Below are 15,041 nucleotides of genomic sequence, written 5' to 3'. Positions count from 1 at the left end.
CCACCTTCACCCTCCCGAGGTATTCGAGGCCCAAAGAAACCAGGCGTGAGCTTTGCGGGTCGCGGCCAAGCATGCGATGAGGGACCATGAAAACTCTTTGCGATATGGCAGTGGATGTTCTGACCACTGCCGACGGACGGGCCAAGACCGCGAAATCGCGCGACTACGCGGCGCAATGGTTTGCGGCACGCGCCGCGGGCACACCGATCGCGTTGGGGCGCGCAACGCCTCCCCTGCGCCCCTCCCGGCCCGATGCGCCGGAGTTGCTCGATCCGCGCGACGTGCCGAAACGCAAACCGGGAAGCCCTCAGGGACGTATCGCCCTGCTGCACGCGGTGGCGCATATCGAGCTTAACGCGGTGGATTTGCATTGGGACATCATCCCGCGTTTCGCCGGTATTCCCATGCCCGCCGGGTTCTACGACGATTGGGTCAAGGCGGCAGACGAGGAGTCCAAACACTTCAACCTGATGTGCGATTGCCTCGAAGCGCAGGGCAGCTTCTACGGTGCCTTGCCGGCCCATGCGGGCATGTGGCGCGCGGCCGAGGACACGGCGGACGACTTCATGGGCCGCTTGGCCGTGGTGCCCATGGTGCTCGAAGCGCGCGGGTTGGACGTGACGCCGGGCATGATCGAGATCTTCCGCAAGGCGGGCGACGCGGGCGCGGTGGCGGCGCTTGAAACCATCTACAGCGAAGAGGTCGGCCACGTCGCTTATGGATCGAAATGGTTTCACTTTCTCTGCGGCCGCCACGACCAGGACCCCAAAGACACCTTTCACGGCCTCGTCAGAACATACTTCAAAGGCGCTCTGAAACCGCCGTTCAACGAGGAAAAACGCGCCGAAGCGGGGCTTCCGCCGGACTTTTACTGGCCACTGACCGAGGTCGGCACCTAGAAGGCGCCGCTCTGTGGCTTTTCGACAACCTTCTCTAAGTCGCGCAAAAATCGGCGAAATCTTGCCAATTCGGCGGGGGATCGCGCGGGGTGCCGACTCACTGGTCCAAAAACGTTGCCAATTTCTGAATGTCTCGGTAGAGCCGTAACGGATACGCGCCCGGAGTTGGGGCTTTAGAGGCGCGGCCCAAGGGACGGGAAAGAGGAACATACAGGTGCGCACACGTCTTGCGATTAAACTGCATGGCATACTTGAACGCTTTTTTCCGGAACGCCGATTGTTTCTGCGCTCCGACACCGACACCCGGTTCATCCGACTGAAATCCAGCACACAGGCGCTCGCCTTCGGGGGCGCCTCGCTTGTTTTGGCCTGGAGCATCATCGCCACCGCCGTGTTGCTCATGGACTCGATCGGGTCCGGCAATTTCCGCGAACAGGCACGACGGGATCTTGAGACGTACCAGATGCGCCTCAACGTCCTGTCGGAGGAACGCAACGCCCGCGCCGCAGAGGCGATTGCGGCTCAGGAACGCTTCAACACCGCGCTCGAGCAGGTCTCGGTGATGCAATCCAAACTGCTGGATGCCGAAACGCGACGGGTCGAGCTGGAATCCGGGCTGGAGGCGGTGCAGTTGAAACTGCGCGACGCGATCCGGTCGCGCGAGGATGTGCGTACCGAATTGGCCTCATTGCTGGCCGACATCGAAGACGGCGGCACCGGAATCGCCTCATCTGGCGCCATCGATACCGCAACGCTGGATTTCCTGTCCGCAGCCCTCGCCCGCACCGCCGAAGAGCGCGATCAGGTCGTCGCCGACGCGCAGGACGCCTTGATCCGCGCCGACGAGATGGCGACCGAAATCAAGCTGATGGAAGAAAAGAACGATACGATCTTCCGACAGCTCGAGGAAGCGATGACCGTGTCTGTCGAGCCGCTCGACAAGATGTTCGAAGCCGCAGGCATGAATCCAGACCGTATTCTGAACGAAGTGCGGCGCGGCTATTCCGGCCAGGGTGGCCCGCTGATGCCACTCAGCTTCTCGACCCGGGGCGAAGACCCGTCCGAGGACGTGCTCCGCGCGAACCGCATCCTCAACCAGATGGACCGCCTGAACCTCTACCGCATCGCGGCGGAAAAAGCGCCCTTCGCCATGCCGATCAAGGATTCGTTCCGGTTCACCAGCGGATTCGGATATCGCTGGGGTCGGCTACATGCCGGCACCGATTTCGCAGGCGCGCATGGCACCCCGATCTACGCGACAGCGGACGGTGTTGTGACCTACGCGGGTTGGCAGTCAGGATATGGTAGGCTCGTCAAGATACAGCATGAGTTCGGCATCGAAACCCGCTACGCGCATAACTCAAAACTCTACGTGACAAAGGGCCAAAGGGTCTCGCGCGGGGATCGTATCTCTGCTATGGGGAACACCGGACGCTCCACCGGCACCCATCTCCACTACGAAGTCCGTGTCGGCGGCAAACCTGTCAACCCCATGATCTACATCAAGGCTGCAAACGATGTTTTCTAAAAGCAAAATCAACGAGCCCGGTCCGAAGACCGAAGAGGCCAGCGCGCCGAAACCGGCTGCACCCGACACGTCTCGTTCCTCTTCGACGTCGGAATTCAAGGCCTCGGCGCCCAAGGCGAAACCCGCCGCGTCGATCCTGTCGAGCGATCTGCATATCACCGGCAACCTCAAGACAACCGGCGACATCAATGTCGAAGGCACCGTCGAAGGCGACATCCGTGCGCACCTGCTGACCGTCGGCGAGAGTGCCACGATCAAGGGCGAAGTGGTGGCTGACGATGTCGTAGTCAATGGCCGTGTCGTGGGTCGCGTACGCGGTCTCAAGGTGCGGCTGACGGCGACAGCACGGGTTGAGGGTGACATCATCCACAAGACCATCGCGATCGAATCCGGTGCCCATTTCGAAGGCTCGGTTCAGCGCCAGGACGATCCGCTCAACGGCGGCAAGGCCAAGCCGGTTGCGGCAGCGGCCCCAGCTCCGGCAGCGTCAAACGGCTGATCGAAAGCCGCCATCGCGCAACACAGGCCGCCTTTCGGGCGGCCTTTTTCTTTTCCGGCGTTGGCAGATGCACCCGCGCCGAGGCGTCGTTCGATCAAACTCCAATCGCGATGCGGCTTCATGGTGCGGACGCTTTTGGCACGGTTGCCTGAAAGTTCCCATCAATGGTGAGGCCTTTGCCGCTGTCCGCCGCGAGTCCCTCAACGGAATCGGCAAAGACAGTGGTGACGAAACTGCCTGCGACCACCACATCATTGCCGGATGGCTGAAAGGCTTCCAGGGTCAGATCGATGGTTTCACTGTTCGAGACCCAGGTTTCATCGGAGCGCTGAAGCGTCACCTCGACCTCGGACACGCGCGCCGCGACAGCTCCGGTTTCGACATCCATCTTGAGTGTCAGTGTTCCCGGTCCGCCGTCACCTTGCGCGTCGGGCGTGCCCACGAGCCGGATTTCGGTTCCGGTATCTGTTTCTGCCCAGCCGCTGGTCGGCTCATCCCCCGCACCTGCAACGATCCATCGCGCCGGTTTCAGGTCCAGTGTGCCGGTGATGGTCCCGGCCCCATCCTGCGCGGTGACAGGGGCGGCCAGAATGCACATGGCAAGGACGGTGGCTATCGGTTTCATGTGACGGCTCCAATGCGAATTGCTTTGGTGGTCGAACGCGCCTGCCCCGATCCCTGTTCCAAAGGATATCCGGTAAGCCCGACTTGGTCGCGGCCTTGACAGCGAGGGGGCGAAATCCAGATTGGTCGCGCTGTCCAAAGATTTCGCGTCTGATGAGACCTCGATGTTCTGACAGAGACCGCACGGCGCGGTTCAGAGCATTCCCATCAACCGCGCTTTTTCGCCGGGATCATCGGGACGGGATATCGCAAGTGCCAGCTCTTCCAGTGACTGGATCGAATGACCGGCGCGGAAGCTGTCCACATGGGGCAGCATCGCCCGAATGCCCGTGGCCTTGGGCGCGAACCCGTCCCAGCGCAGAAGCGGGTTGAGCCAGATCAGGCGACGCGAAGACAGGTGCAGCCGCTCCATCTCTTTCTCCAAGGCACCCGCCTCGTCGCGGTCCAGACCATCGGTGATGAGAAGCACCACGGCCCCCTGCCCCATGACACGCCGCGACCAGTCGCGGTTGAAGGCGTGCAGGCATTGCCCGATCCGCGTGCCGCCTTCCCAATCCTGTGCCTCGGCCCCGGCGGATTTCAGCGCGGCATCCACATCGCGGGTCGCGAGATGGCGGGTGATATTCGTCAGGCGCGTGCCGAAGGTAAAGGCGTGCACCTTGGCCCAGCCCGCGCCCTTTTCGTTGGCGACGGCGTGCAGGAAGTGCAGCACCATGCGGCTGTACTGGCTCATTGAGCCTGAGATGTCGCAGAGCACCACGAGGTTCGGCCAGCGCGGACGCGGCGTCTTGCGGGCGATGGTGCGGATCTCGCCCCCCTGCCGCATGGATTTCATCAGCGTGCGCCGGAAATCGGCCTGCCTACCCAGCACCGACGCCTTGCCGCGCCGTGACGGGATCGGTTTCACCGGCAGCGTCAATCTGGCGAGCATCCTCTTCGCCTCGGCCACCTCGGCAGTGCTCATCTGTTCGAAGTCCAGCGTGCGCAGCTTTTCTTCGGCGGACATGGTGAGGGTCGATTTGACCTCGATCTCGGTGCCTTCCTCGGACTGTTCGTTTTCGGGCACCTCGGGCATCAGGTCGTCCAGCAACGCCTGCGCGGCACGCTTTTCACCCGAGGCGGCTGATTTTTCCTCCTGCACGCCGCGGATCGCGGGCAGCATGAAGGACATCATGTGCTCAAGGTATCGCGGGTCGCGCCAGTAAAGCCGGAACACCTGGGCGAAGATCACCCGGTGTTCGGGCCGGTTCACGAAGCACGCGTGCAGCGTCCAGAAGAAATCCATCCGTTCGGTGAACCCGGCCGCCTCGACCGCGCGGATGGCGTCGATCACTCGGCCCGGCCCGATGGGCAGGCCGGCCCGCCGCAGGGCGCGGGCGAAATGGATGATGTTTTGCGCGAGGCGCGGATCGTCGGGCAGTTCGAGAGGGACGTATTCAGCCATTAAAGGGCCGACTGGAGGCTCTGCCTCCAGACCTCCTCGAGCGTTTGTAACAAGAGGAAGATCATGCCGGTTCAAGCGACGCCTTGGCTTCGTCCAGAAGGCGCTTGGCCTCGGAGCCTTGCAGCTTCTGAATGTCGTCCTGGTATTTCAGGATCGCGCCCAGCGTGTCGCTGATGACCTCGGGCGACAGGTCAATGACATCGAGCGCCAACAGGCATTTGGCCCAATCGATGGTTTCGGCCACACCCGGTTTCTTGAAGATGTCCTCGGTGCGCAGGCGCTGGACGAAGGCCACGATCTCGCGGCTGAGGGTTTCGGCAGCCTCTGGGGCGCGGGCGTGCAGTATTTCCAGCTCGCGCTCGAAGTCCGGGTAATCGACCCAGTGATAGAGGCACCGGCGCTTGAGCGCGTCATGCACCTCGCGCGTGCGGTTCGAGGTGAGGATCACGATGGGCGGCTCGGGCGCTTTGATGGTGCCGAGTTCCGGGATCGTCACCTGAAAATCCGACAGGGCTTCAAGCAGGAACGCCTCGAAGGGCTCATCCGTGCGGTCCAGTTCGTCGATGAGCAGAACCGGCGGGCCGTTCTCGTCGGGACGCATCGCTTCAAGCAAGGGACGTTCGACAAGGAAATCCGGGCTGAACAACTCGCGTTGCAGCATCTCGCGGTCGGCATTGCCCGACGCCTCGGCGGTGCGAATGGCGATCATCTGCGCCGGGAAGTTCCATTCGTAGACGGCGCTCGAGGCATCAAGACCCTCGTAGCATTGCAGGCGGATCAGCTTGCGGCCCAGTGAGGCCGCAAGCGCCTTGGCGATCTCGGTCTTGCCGACCCCCGCTTCGCCTTCAAGAAAAAGCGGGCGGCCAAGCTTCAGAGACAGGAACACCACGGTGGCGAGCGCCCGTCCGCAAACGTAGCCGGTGTCGGCAAGCATGGATTGGACGGCGTCGATACTGTCGGGTGTCTGCATGGGGTGCTCCTCTGTCACAGGCCTTGCTGCCCTGTGGGTGCCCCCAAGGTCAATAGCGCCAAGGTCGCAAGTCCGGCCTGAATTGACGCGAAAGGCGCGACCTGACACAGTTACCGCGTTGATTTTCCTCAGCCGAGGCGCCCGTTCCCGTGTCCATCACCGCCGTTCTGTGTGTCCGCAACGAGGCGGCGTTCCTGCTGGATTGGCTGGCTTGGCATCGCAGCGTGGGTGTGACCGATTTCGTGGTCATGTCGAATGAATGCGAGGATGGCACCGACACCCTGCTCGACCGGCTCGAGGCGATGGGCTGGCTGACCCACCTGCGCAACGCGCCGCCCTACGGCAAGGGCGGGATCCAGTTCAGCGGGTTGAAGCGCGCCAACCGGACGGGGGCAGTCAAACGGGCCGACTGGCTGATCACGTTGGACATCGATGAATTCGTCAACGTGCATGTCGGCGACCGGACCCTTCCCGCGTTGATCGAAGCGCTTTCCGAGGCCACCGCGGTCACACTGACCTGGCGCAATTTCGGCAATGCGGGCGTGGTCGCATACGAGGATCGGCCCATACCGGTGCAGTTCACCGCCGCGTCGCCACATCCGATGCCCTGGCCGTGGCGGGCGTCGATGTTCAAGACACTCTACCGGAACGATAAAACCTACCGGAACCTCGGAGTTCACCGCCCCCGCAACCCGGTCGAAGAGCGTCTGTCAGAGGCGCGCTGGTATGACGGATCGGGGCGCGCGCTGCCCCCGGAGACGGCCGATGGCCGGATTTTTTCGGACTACCGCGTGCCGCAGCACGGGCTGGTGCAGCTTAACCATTATCCATTGGGATCGGTCGAAAGCTACGTGCTCAAATCCGACCGGGGCCGCGCCGTGCACAGTGAGGATGCTCTGGGTCTCGACTACTGGGTCGAGCGCAACCTGAACATTGATGAGGACAAGACAGTCGTCCCGCTTTGGGATCGGGCGCAGCCGATCCGCGACGCTTTGGGCTCCGACCCGGTATTGGCGGAGCTGCACGCGCAGGCCGTGACCTGGCGCAAGGACCGGTTTGATACATTGTTGCAGGAAGATCGGTTTCGCGATCTGTACGGTCGCCTTCTGATGACGCCGCCCTCACAACCGATTCCGGCCAAGGGTGCGGAACTGCTCACGAAAATGGCGCAACGGGTGTCCGACCGGGACGCCGGAACTTCATAGACTCCCCTGCATTTCGGCTCAATTCTGCCCAAATCCCCGATTAACCCTTACGTCAAACAAAGACCCGGCACGGGCGCGATGTAATGAGGACATGTGGATCATGCAGGACGGCCTCGAGCCATATACAGTAACCCTGACCGACCTTCGTCCGGCGCAGTGGATTCAGGAAATCAAAGAACTCGGCGAGACGTTCGGGTTCTTCGAGCCGTTGGACAAACACCACAACGCCGCCTTCATCGAAAAGGGCGACACGCTGCTGGTCAGCTTTGAATCGCTCCCGGCGATCCAGGCGCTTTCGGATCACGCGCGCCCCGCCGGGTTCGACATCGCCCGCGCGCATGATTGGTCCTGTCTTACCGTCATCAGCAATCGCGATACCTGGTTCCGCGCCGGAGAGGTCTATGGCTTTTTCGATCAGATGACCGATGACGGGTTCTTCGAAGATTTCGATCAGGTGATCTTTTATGGCGCCGGCCCTTGCGGATATGCCGCCTGCGCATTTTCCGTCGCCGCGCCGGGGGCCACGGTTGTCGCGCTCGAACCGCAGGCGACGCTCGATCCGCGCGTGACAGAGTGGGACGACCGCTTTCTTCACATGCGCAAAACCGATTTCACCGATCGCTACGGCTTTGCGCCGGACATGCTCGAAGCGGCGAAGGCCGCCTACATCGTCTACGACCCGAACGAGACCCTTGACGCAATGCACGCCGCGTTGTTCGAACGCTCCGGAAACACGCGCTTTCGGGCGCGGCATCTGGGTGGCGGGATGCAGTCGCATCTGGCGGCGATGGAGGTGCTCGAACCGCTGGTCCATCATGCGGCGCAAGGCACGCTGGACGCGGCAACCTTCGCACAGCTTTATCGCAAACGTCGCGATCACGCGGCCTACTGCAAGAAACTCTTTGGTGTCGTGGAAAAACAGGAGCGCGAGTTCTTGGCCGAAGCGGTCTGCGCCCATATCGTCGAAAACTTCGGCGGCCCCCGCTACCGGCGCAAGCTCAAGGCAATTCGGTCGTCCCGCGATGACAGCGGGGACGAGGACGAAGACTAGCGCCGACTCGGCGCGCGTGCTACGCGCCGGGCATGACCGATACGATCACGCTCAGCACTCCTGACGACTGGCACCTGCACCTGCGCGATGGCGCAATGCTGCGTGCCGTGGCCCCCGAAACCGCGCGCCATTTCGCCCGTGCGATCATCATGCCAAACCTCGTGCCTCCGGTGGTCACGGGCGCCGATGCCGCCGCCTATCGCGACCGTATCCTGGCCGCCCTGCCCGAAGGGTCGGGTTTCACCCCGCTGATGACGCTTTATCTGACCGAAGACACCGATCCAGACGATCTGGCACGGGCGCATGAGGACGGGCTGATCACGGCGGTCAAGCTTTATCCTGCCGGGGCCACGACCAACTCGGCCAGCGGCGTGCGTGATTTCGACAAGGTGCGCCCGGTGCTCGAGCGCATGGCCGAGATCGGCTGCCCCCTATGCGTCCACGGTGAGGTCACGGACAGCGAGATCGACATTTTCGACCGCGAGGCGGTGTTCATCGAACGCGTGCTCGATCCGATCCGCCGGGCCACGCCCGGACTGCGCGTGGTGATGGAACATATCACCACAATGCAGGGCGTCGAATACGCCTCTGAAGGTGGGCCCGACCTTGGCGCGACGATCACCACGCATCACCTTGTCATCAATCGCAACCACATCCTCGCCGGGGGGATCAAGCCGCATTACTATTGCCTTCCCGTGGCCAAGCGCGAGGAACATCGCCTTGCCCTGCGCCGTGCCGCGACCAGCGGCGATCCGACCTTCTTTCTTGGCACCGACAGCGCGCCCCACACCGACGCGAACAAGCTGCTGCCCTGCGGCTGTGCCGGGTGCTTCACCGCGACCAACACGCTGTCGATCCTCGCCGAGGTGTTCGAGCAAGAGGACGCATTACAAAGGCTCGAGGCCTTCACCAGCTTGAATGGACCGAAATTCTACGGCCTGCCGGTGAATGACGGCAAGATCACCCTGACCAAGGGCGATCCCGTCACCTATCCCGACCGGATCGACACCGAGGACGGACCGGTCACCGTGTTCGACCCGTTGATGCCGCTGCACTGGCGGGTCGAGGACTGAGCCCACCCCGCGCCGTGCCGATGCCGTGGACATATCGCCATGCCAGCCGCGAATGGCGCGCGTTTCTCGATGATGCGAAAGACCGGATGGATCTGGTGTCCGACAACATGGCCTACACCGCCATCGACGCGGTGTTCCAAGTGTTTCGCGCACGGCTGACGGCGGCAGAAGGGCTGGCCTTCGCCAGCATCCTGCCCAGCGTTCCGCGCGCGATCTTCGTCCACGACTGGGACGTGCGCCGCGATCCCCTGCCCTTTGCCAACCGCGCGACCCTGATCGCCGAGGTCAAGGCGATCCGCCCGCACCACAACCTGACACCGGAAAACGCCATCGAAGCAACGGCATTCGCCGTGCGGCGGGCCGTCAATGCACGTGACTTTGAACGAGTGCTTGCAGAATTGCCGCCACCCGCGCGAGACTTCTGGGATGTCCCGAACGTCGATCCGGCAGAGCTACAGCCGCGCATCGTTTGACCGCGCCGAGACTAAAGGCTGTTTCCCAGAACATCGCACAGGCGCGCCGCGCACATTCCCCGGTCTTTTCCTCTGCGGCAAAACCCGCTAGAGCGGCGCAACCCTGCCAAGGAGCCGCGCCATGATCCCCACCTCCTATCCCACATCCGAGGAAATCGCCCGCCTGACCGCGCGGATGCTGCTGGAAATCGGCGCGGTGAACTTCCGGCCCGAGGATCCGTACATCCTAGCCTCCGGCCTGCCCTCGGCCACATATATCGACTGCCGCAAGTTGATCTCGTTCCCGCGCATCCGGTCTACCCTGATGGATTTCCTGACCGTGACCGTCATGCGCAACGCGGGGTTCGAGGCGTTCGACAACATCGCGGGCGGCGAAACCGCCGGCATCCCCTTTGCAGCACTCGTGGCCGAACGCATGGCCTTGCCGATGACCTATGTTCGCAAGAAGCCCAAAGGTTATGGTCGCAACGCCCGTATCGAGGGCGCGATGACCGAAGGCCAGCGCGTGCTGCTGGTCGAGGACCTGACCACCGATGGCGGATCGAAGCTCAGCTTCGTGGACGCGATCCGCGAAACCGGGGCAACCTGCGTGCACACGGCGGTGATCTTCTACTACGACATCTTCCCGGAAACGACGAAGACGTTGGGCGATCATGGCGTACAACTGCACCACCTCTGCACCTGGTGGGACGTTCTGGCCGAAGCCCGCGCGCAAGGCGCGTTCGACGACGCGACCCTGACCGAAGTCGAGGCCTTCCTCAAAGCACCCCGCGCGTGGCAGGACGCCCGGACGTAACCTCGCTCAGGATCTGACACCCCAGGGTCTGCCGCAACGCGCCGATCAGATCATCGAGCGTTTCGGCCTGCACATACAGACCGCCCGTCCGATCCGCGAGGCAGCGCGCCACCGGCTCTACCATGTCGTCCTGCGGCTGGTCGGGCCAGGCGAAATGCTCGCCGCGCACGCGGAACCCGATCACATGCACCGTCAGGTCCGCCCCGGCGGCCAGATCGGCAGCCAACTGGCAGGGCGACCCGCCACAAGTTTCCTTGCCATCCGTCACCAGAACAATCTCGCCGGGCTTGGTCTCGTACTCCAGCACCTGCGCGGCCGCCAGGATCGCCTCGGTCAAGGGTGTTTCGCCCGCTGGCTGCAATCGGTCGATCTCGGAGATGATCCGACCCGCCGCGTCCGGCTGGGGCGCGAATCGCACGACGACGCTGGCACAGCTTTCCCGGCTCCCGAAGCCATAGGTCACCAATCCGATCCGCCGGGCGGGCGCCACCTGCGGCATCACCGTGCGGACCGCGCGCCGGGCGTCGAAGATGCGCGGCTCATCCATCAGGTTGTACCCCATTTCCGCCATCGAGCCCGAGCCGTCGAAAACCACCATCGCATCGCGCGTGCAGGTCTGTTGCGCCTGCGCGGGCGCCACACCCAGACCCAAAGCAACCAGAGCGTTCAGAATCGCTTTCATGACACGCGCCCCTTTCCAAAGTTGACCTTACGTTCGCACGCACCGCCCCCGGCTGTAAACGAAACGTCGCAGGTGAAACCGGCATCTTGCCGCGTGTCGGCTGCGCCACAGCGAGTCGCTCAAATTACCAGATATTGACGAAGCGACCCTTCATCGCGCAAGATAGGGCGATACCACTCCGCACACAGCTTTTCCACAGGATATACATTTTGCCCTTTGCCGGACATATCGCTACCTCGGTGCCGGGAATTGCCGGGGGGACAAAATGAACGAGATCACGACTTTCAATCCGACCGGAGCCGAGATCCAGAACCCCGAAACCATGCCGCACTCCATCGAGGCAGAGCAGCAGCTTCTGGGCGCCATCCTGACCAACAATGACGTGTTCGACCGCGTCGCGTCGATCATCGGACCGCAGCATTTTTACGATCCCGTGCACGCCCGCATCTACGATATCGCCTCGGCGCGCATCGCCAAGAACAACCTCGCCTCTCCGGTGACGCTCAAAGCGTTCATGGAGGATGACGAGGGACTGAAAGAACTCGGCGGCCCCGCTTATCTTGCCCGCCTCGCCGGTGCCGCGATCAGCTCCTTTGCCGTGCGCGACTATGCGCAGATGATCTACGATCTGGCCGTCCGCCGCGACCTGATCGCCCTGGGCCGGGACATCAGCTCCAAGGCCGCAAAGGTCGATGTCGCGTCGGAACCGCGCGAACAGATCGTCGAGGCCGAACAGGCGCTTTACAAGCTCGCCGAACAGGGCCGCAGCGAAAGCGGATTTCAAAGCTTTCTCAAGGCCGTAACCGACGCAGTCAATGTCGCCAACGCCGCCTATCAGCGCGAAGGCGGGCTTGCCGGGATCTCGACCGGGTTGGTGGATATGGATCGAAAGCTGGGCGGGTTGCACAAATCCGACCTCCTGATCCTCGCCGGCCGCCCGTCGATGGGCAAAACCTCTCTGGCGACCAACGTCGCCTTCAACATCGCCAAGGCCTATCGCAAGGGCACCCGCCCCGATGGCACCGAAGGCACAGTCGAAGGCGGCGTGGTTGGCTTCTACTCTCTTGAAATGAGCGCCGAGCAGTTGGCCGCGCGGATCTTGTCAGAAGCGGCCGAAGTGCCGTCGGAACAGATCCGCCGCGGCGACATGACGGAAACCGAATTCCGCCGCTTCGTGGACGCGGCCAAATCGCTCGAAGCCTGCCCGCTTTACATCGACGACACGCCCGCCCTGCCGATCAGTCAATTGGCCGCCCGCGCGCGCAGGTTGAAGCGGACGCACGGGCTCGACGTGCTGATCGTGGACTATCTCCAGCTTGTCCGCCCCGCGACCGCGAAAGACAGCCGCGTGAACGAAGTGTCTGAAATCACGCAAGGTCTCAAGGCGATTGCCAAGGAACTCGACATCCCGGTGATCGCCCTGTCGCAGCTCTCGCGTCAGGTCGAAAGCCGCGAGGACAAGCGCCCGCAGCTGTCGGACCTTCGCGAATCCGGCTCGATCGAACAGGACGCCGACGTGGTGATGTTCGTGTTCCGCGAGGAATACTACAAGGAACGCGAAAAACCCGGCGATCACGAGCTTGAAAAGATGGCCGCCTGGCAAGAGGAAATGGAGCGTCTGCACGGCCGCGCCGAGGTCATCATCGGCAAACAGCGCCACGGTCCCATCGGTACGGTAGAGCTTAGCTTCGAAGGCCGCTTCACCCGCTTCGGCAACCTCATCAAGCCGTGGCAACAGGGCGCCGACGACATCTAGAACACGGCCTGATCGGCTCCGTCTTTACCCCAACTCCACCGCAAAGCATCTCGGGCACTTTTTCCGGGTTGACCCAACGCACAGAGATGCACAAACACCGCGCATGGCACAGTCTGTTTTAACGATTGATCTGGGTGCAATCTGCGCCAACTGGCGGGCACTGGCGGCGATGAACGCGGGTGAAACCGGTGCCGTGGTCAAGGCCAATGCGTACGGGCTGGGCGCTGGAAAAGTCGCCAAGGCGCTGGCCGACGCGGGCGCGCGGACGTTTTTCGTCGCGCTCGCCGAAGAAGGCGTGACCATTCGCAAGGCGCTTGGCCCCGGCCCCACGATCTGTGTCTTCGGCGGACATATGCAGGGCGACGCCCCGCTTCTGCGCGACGCCAACCTGGTGCCGATGATCAACTCCATCGACCAGATGCTGCGCCACGTCGAAGCGCTGCCCGGCCACCCTTTCGGCATTCAGCTTGACTCGGGCATGAACCGCCTTGGCATGGAACCGGCCGAATGGACCGCCCTCCGCGAGATTGCGCTGAGCCAGAAACCGGTTCTCGTAATGAGCCATCTGGCCTGCGCAGACGAGCCGAACCACGGCATGAACGCGTTTCAGCTTCAGACCTTCCATCAGATGACCGATGGCATCGAAGCGCCGCGGTCGCTTTCGGCGACGGGCGGCACCATCCTTGGGGCCGATTACCATTTTGACATGACCCGCCCCGGAATCGGGCTCTACGGCGGTCTGCCGTTCGTCGATGCGCTTCCCGTGGTGTCGCTGTCGATCCCGGTGATTCAGGTGCGCGATGTGAACCCAGGCGAATCCGTGGGCTACGGCAACAGCTGGGTCGCGCGCGTGTCCAGCCGGATCGCCACGATTTCCGCAGGCTATGCCGACGGCATCATCCGTGCGATGGGGCCGAAAGCCTTTGTCTGGGCAGGCGAGACGCGCTGCAAGATCGTCGGTCGGATCTCGATGGACCTGATCGGCGTCGATGTCGGCCCGGTCAAGGACATGCCCGACACGGTCGAGCTTCTGGGTCGGCACCAGTCCATCGACACTCTGGCCGATGCGGCAGGCACGATCGGCTACGAGATTCTCACCTCGCTTGGGTCCCGGTACGAACGGCGCTATATCGACGGCTGAGGAGGCCGGTCCATGTTCGAACCCTCGCCGATCCTGTTTGCCTTTATCTTCGTACAACGCTTCGTCTATTTCGAAGTGCTGGGCGGTCTTGCAATCCTGCGCCTGATCGTGGGGCGCGGATGGGCGCGCGTGCCCGCGGCGATCACATTAATGATCTGCCTCCTGGTCGTGGCGGCGACTTTTGCTCCCGCGCTTGGTTTGCAAGGCCATCCGATTTACCGCCAGGCGGTGCCGATCATCACGCATCAGGGCGGTGCGGCGGTGCCTTTCGTGACCTCGTGCGTCTTTGCTAGCAGCTTCTTGTTCCCCGACCGGCGGTGGCGCTGGATCGATTGGGCGCACCTTGTCGGCGTTGCTGGCTTTCTGGCCTTCTGGATTGCGACCAAGTTCTGACCGATGGCCGCGCTCAAGTGGATCAACCTGTCACTGCTCATCCTCTACCCGGTGGCCTGGGCCGCGCCGCTCATGCGGGCCGGGCTTCTGCCGCTTTTCAGCCTGAGTGAAATCAGTGTATTGACCGGCCTGCGGGCGCTTTGGGGCGAAGACATCGTTCTTGCCGTCATCGTGACGGTCTTCGCGCTGTTTGCACCCTACGCGAAAACACTGGCCCTCGCGCTGGTCCAGTTCGGTCTGCTTGACCGCAGCACCCTGCCCGGTATCGCAATTGTCGGCAAACTCGCCATGGCGGATATTTTTCTGATCGCCCTCTACATCACCATCGTCAAAGGCATCGGCATCGGGCGCATCGAAACGGCATGGGGCCTCTACCTGTTTACCGCCTGCATCCTGACGTCGCTGGTCATCAGCATGGCCGAGGCGCGCCACCCGTAGAATTGATGACGAAATCGAAACAATCCGAAAGAATTGTGTCGATTGATCACACCTTCCCGACCAGTCGGA

At 62.8% G+C, this 15,041-nt stretch carries 16 protein-coding genes; 12 read left to right on the top strand and 4 right to left on the bottom strand.

Features of this window, described 5'->3' with window-relative positions:
- The first annotated feature begins 86 nt into the window (after window positions 1–86).
- From Q1B16_RS05545 to Q1B16_RS05535, 3 genes are all read left to right on the top strand, one after another.
- Entirely contained in the window at window positions 87–899 is an 813-nt protein-coding gene (locus Q1B16_RS05545; RefSeq protein WP_299785319.1) for a ferritin-like domain-containing protein, read from the top strand.
- Between the two features lie 214 nt (window positions 900–1,113).
- Window positions 1,114–2,427: a M23 family metallopeptidase gene (locus Q1B16_RS05540; protein ID WP_299785317.1), complete on the top strand. Its 1,314-nt coding sequence runs from the start codon at window positions 1,114–1,116 to the stop codon at window positions 2,425–2,427.
- Window positions 2,417–2,926, top strand: a complete 510-nt coding sequence (locus Q1B16_RS05535) for a polymer-forming cytoskeletal protein (protein WP_299785315.1) — start codon at window positions 2,417–2,419, stop codon at window positions 2,924–2,926. Before Q1B16_RS05540 ends, Q1B16_RS05535 begins: the two co-directional genes overlap by 11 nt.
- A gap of 118 nt (window positions 2,927–3,044) precedes the next feature.
- Here Q1B16_RS05535 and Q1B16_RS05530 read toward each other — a convergent pair whose 3' ends face one another.
- The 3 genes from Q1B16_RS05530 to Q1B16_RS05520 form a co-directional block, all read right to left on the bottom strand.
- The gene (locus tag Q1B16_RS05530; protein WP_299785313.1) at window positions 3,045–3,551 is read right to left on the bottom strand and encodes a hypothetical protein; all 507 of its coding nucleotides are present in this window, start codon (window positions 3,549–3,551) and stop codon (window positions 3,045–3,047) included.
- Window positions 3,552–3,743: 192 nt separating this feature from the next.
- Window positions 3,744–4,994 (bottom strand): VWA domain-containing protein, encoded by a 1,251-nt coding sequence (locus tag Q1B16_RS05525; protein ID WP_299785311.1) that lies wholly within the window; start codon window positions 4,992–4,994, stop codon window positions 3,744–3,746.
- Between the two features lie 61 nt (window positions 4,995–5,055).
- A complete protein-coding gene (locus Q1B16_RS05520) occupies window positions 5,056–5,964 on the bottom strand; it encodes a MoxR family ATPase (RefSeq protein ID WP_299785309.1) in 909 nt (302 codons plus the stop codon).
- A gap of 149 nt (window positions 5,965–6,113) precedes the next feature.
- Here Q1B16_RS05520 and Q1B16_RS05515 point away from each other — a divergent pair, with 149 nt between their 5' ends.
- From Q1B16_RS05515 to Q1B16_RS05495, 5 genes are all read left to right on the top strand, one after another.
- Window positions 6,114–7,169 (top strand): glycosyltransferase family 2 protein, encoded by a 1,056-nt coding sequence (locus Q1B16_RS05515; RefSeq protein WP_299785307.1) that lies wholly within the window; start codon window positions 6,114–6,116, stop codon window positions 7,167–7,169.
- A gap of 100 nt (window positions 7,170–7,269) precedes the next feature.
- The gene (locus tag Q1B16_RS05510) at window positions 7,270–8,220 is read left to right on the top strand and encodes a phosphoadenosine phosphosulfate reductase (RefSeq protein WP_299785305.1); all 951 of its coding nucleotides are present in this window, start codon (window positions 7,270–7,272) and stop codon (window positions 8,218–8,220) included.
- A 32-nt stretch (window positions 8,221–8,252) separates the two neighbouring features.
- Window positions 8,253–9,293, top strand: coding sequence for a dihydroorotase (gene pyrC, locus Q1B16_RS05505; protein WP_299785303.1), 1,041 nt, complete (start codon window positions 8,253–8,255; stop codon window positions 9,291–9,293).
- A 20-nt stretch (window positions 9,294–9,313) separates the two neighbouring features.
- Entirely contained in the window at window positions 9,314–9,766 is a 453-nt protein-coding gene (locus Q1B16_RS05500) for a DUF2267 domain-containing protein (RefSeq protein WP_366140137.1), read from the top strand.
- A gap of 121 nt (window positions 9,767–9,887) precedes the next feature.
- On the top strand, window positions 9,888–10,562 hold the full coding sequence (locus Q1B16_RS05495; protein WP_299785299.1) for an orotate phosphoribosyltransferase: 675 nt from the start codon (window positions 9,888–9,890) through the stop codon (window positions 10,560–10,562).
- Here Q1B16_RS05495 and Q1B16_RS05490 read toward each other — a convergent pair.
- The gene (locus Q1B16_RS05490; protein ID WP_299785297.1) at window positions 10,525–11,244 is read right to left on the bottom strand and encodes a vWA domain-containing protein; all 720 of its coding nucleotides are present in this window, start codon (window positions 11,242–11,244) and stop codon (window positions 10,525–10,527) included. The genes Q1B16_RS05495 and Q1B16_RS05490 overlap by 38 nt on opposite strands.
- A 265-nt stretch (window positions 11,245–11,509) precedes the next feature.
- Between Q1B16_RS05490 and Q1B16_RS05485 the strand changes: the two genes are divergently transcribed.
- The 4 genes from Q1B16_RS05485 to Q1B16_RS05470 all read left to right on the top strand — a co-directional run bounded on the left by Q1B16_RS05485 (window position 11,510) and on the right by Q1B16_RS05470 (window position 14,972).
- Window positions 11,510–13,000: a replicative DNA helicase gene (locus Q1B16_RS05485; protein WP_299785295.1), complete on the top strand. Its 1,491-nt coding sequence runs from the start codon at window positions 11,510–11,512 to the stop codon at window positions 12,998–13,000.
- Window positions 13,001–13,103: 103 nt separating this feature from the next.
- Window positions 13,104–14,141 carry an alanine racemase gene (gene alr / locus Q1B16_RS05480; protein ID WP_299785293.1) on the top strand — a complete coding sequence of 346 codons (1,038 nt, stop codon included), beginning with the start codon at window positions 13,104–13,106 and terminating at the stop codon, window positions 14,139–14,141.
- A gap of 12 nt (window positions 14,142–14,153) precedes the next feature.
- Window positions 14,154–14,534, top strand: coding sequence for a hypothetical protein (locus Q1B16_RS05475; RefSeq protein WP_299785291.1), 381 nt, complete (start codon window positions 14,154–14,156; stop codon window positions 14,532–14,534).
- A 3-nt stretch (window positions 14,535–14,537) separates the two neighbouring features.
- Window positions 14,538–14,972: a paraquat-inducible protein A gene (locus Q1B16_RS05470; RefSeq protein WP_299785289.1), complete on the top strand. Its 435-nt coding sequence runs from the start codon at window positions 14,538–14,540 to the stop codon at window positions 14,970–14,972.
- The last annotated feature ends 69 nt before the right edge of the window (window positions 14,973–15,041 follow it).

Source organism: uncultured Marivita sp. (genome assembly GCF_947488135.1).
In the GTDB taxonomy this organism is placed as follows: domain Bacteria; phylum Pseudomonadota; class Alphaproteobacteria; order Rhodobacterales; family Rhodobacteraceae; genus Marivita.
This window is presented reverse-complemented; position numbering and strand designations above follow the sequence as displayed.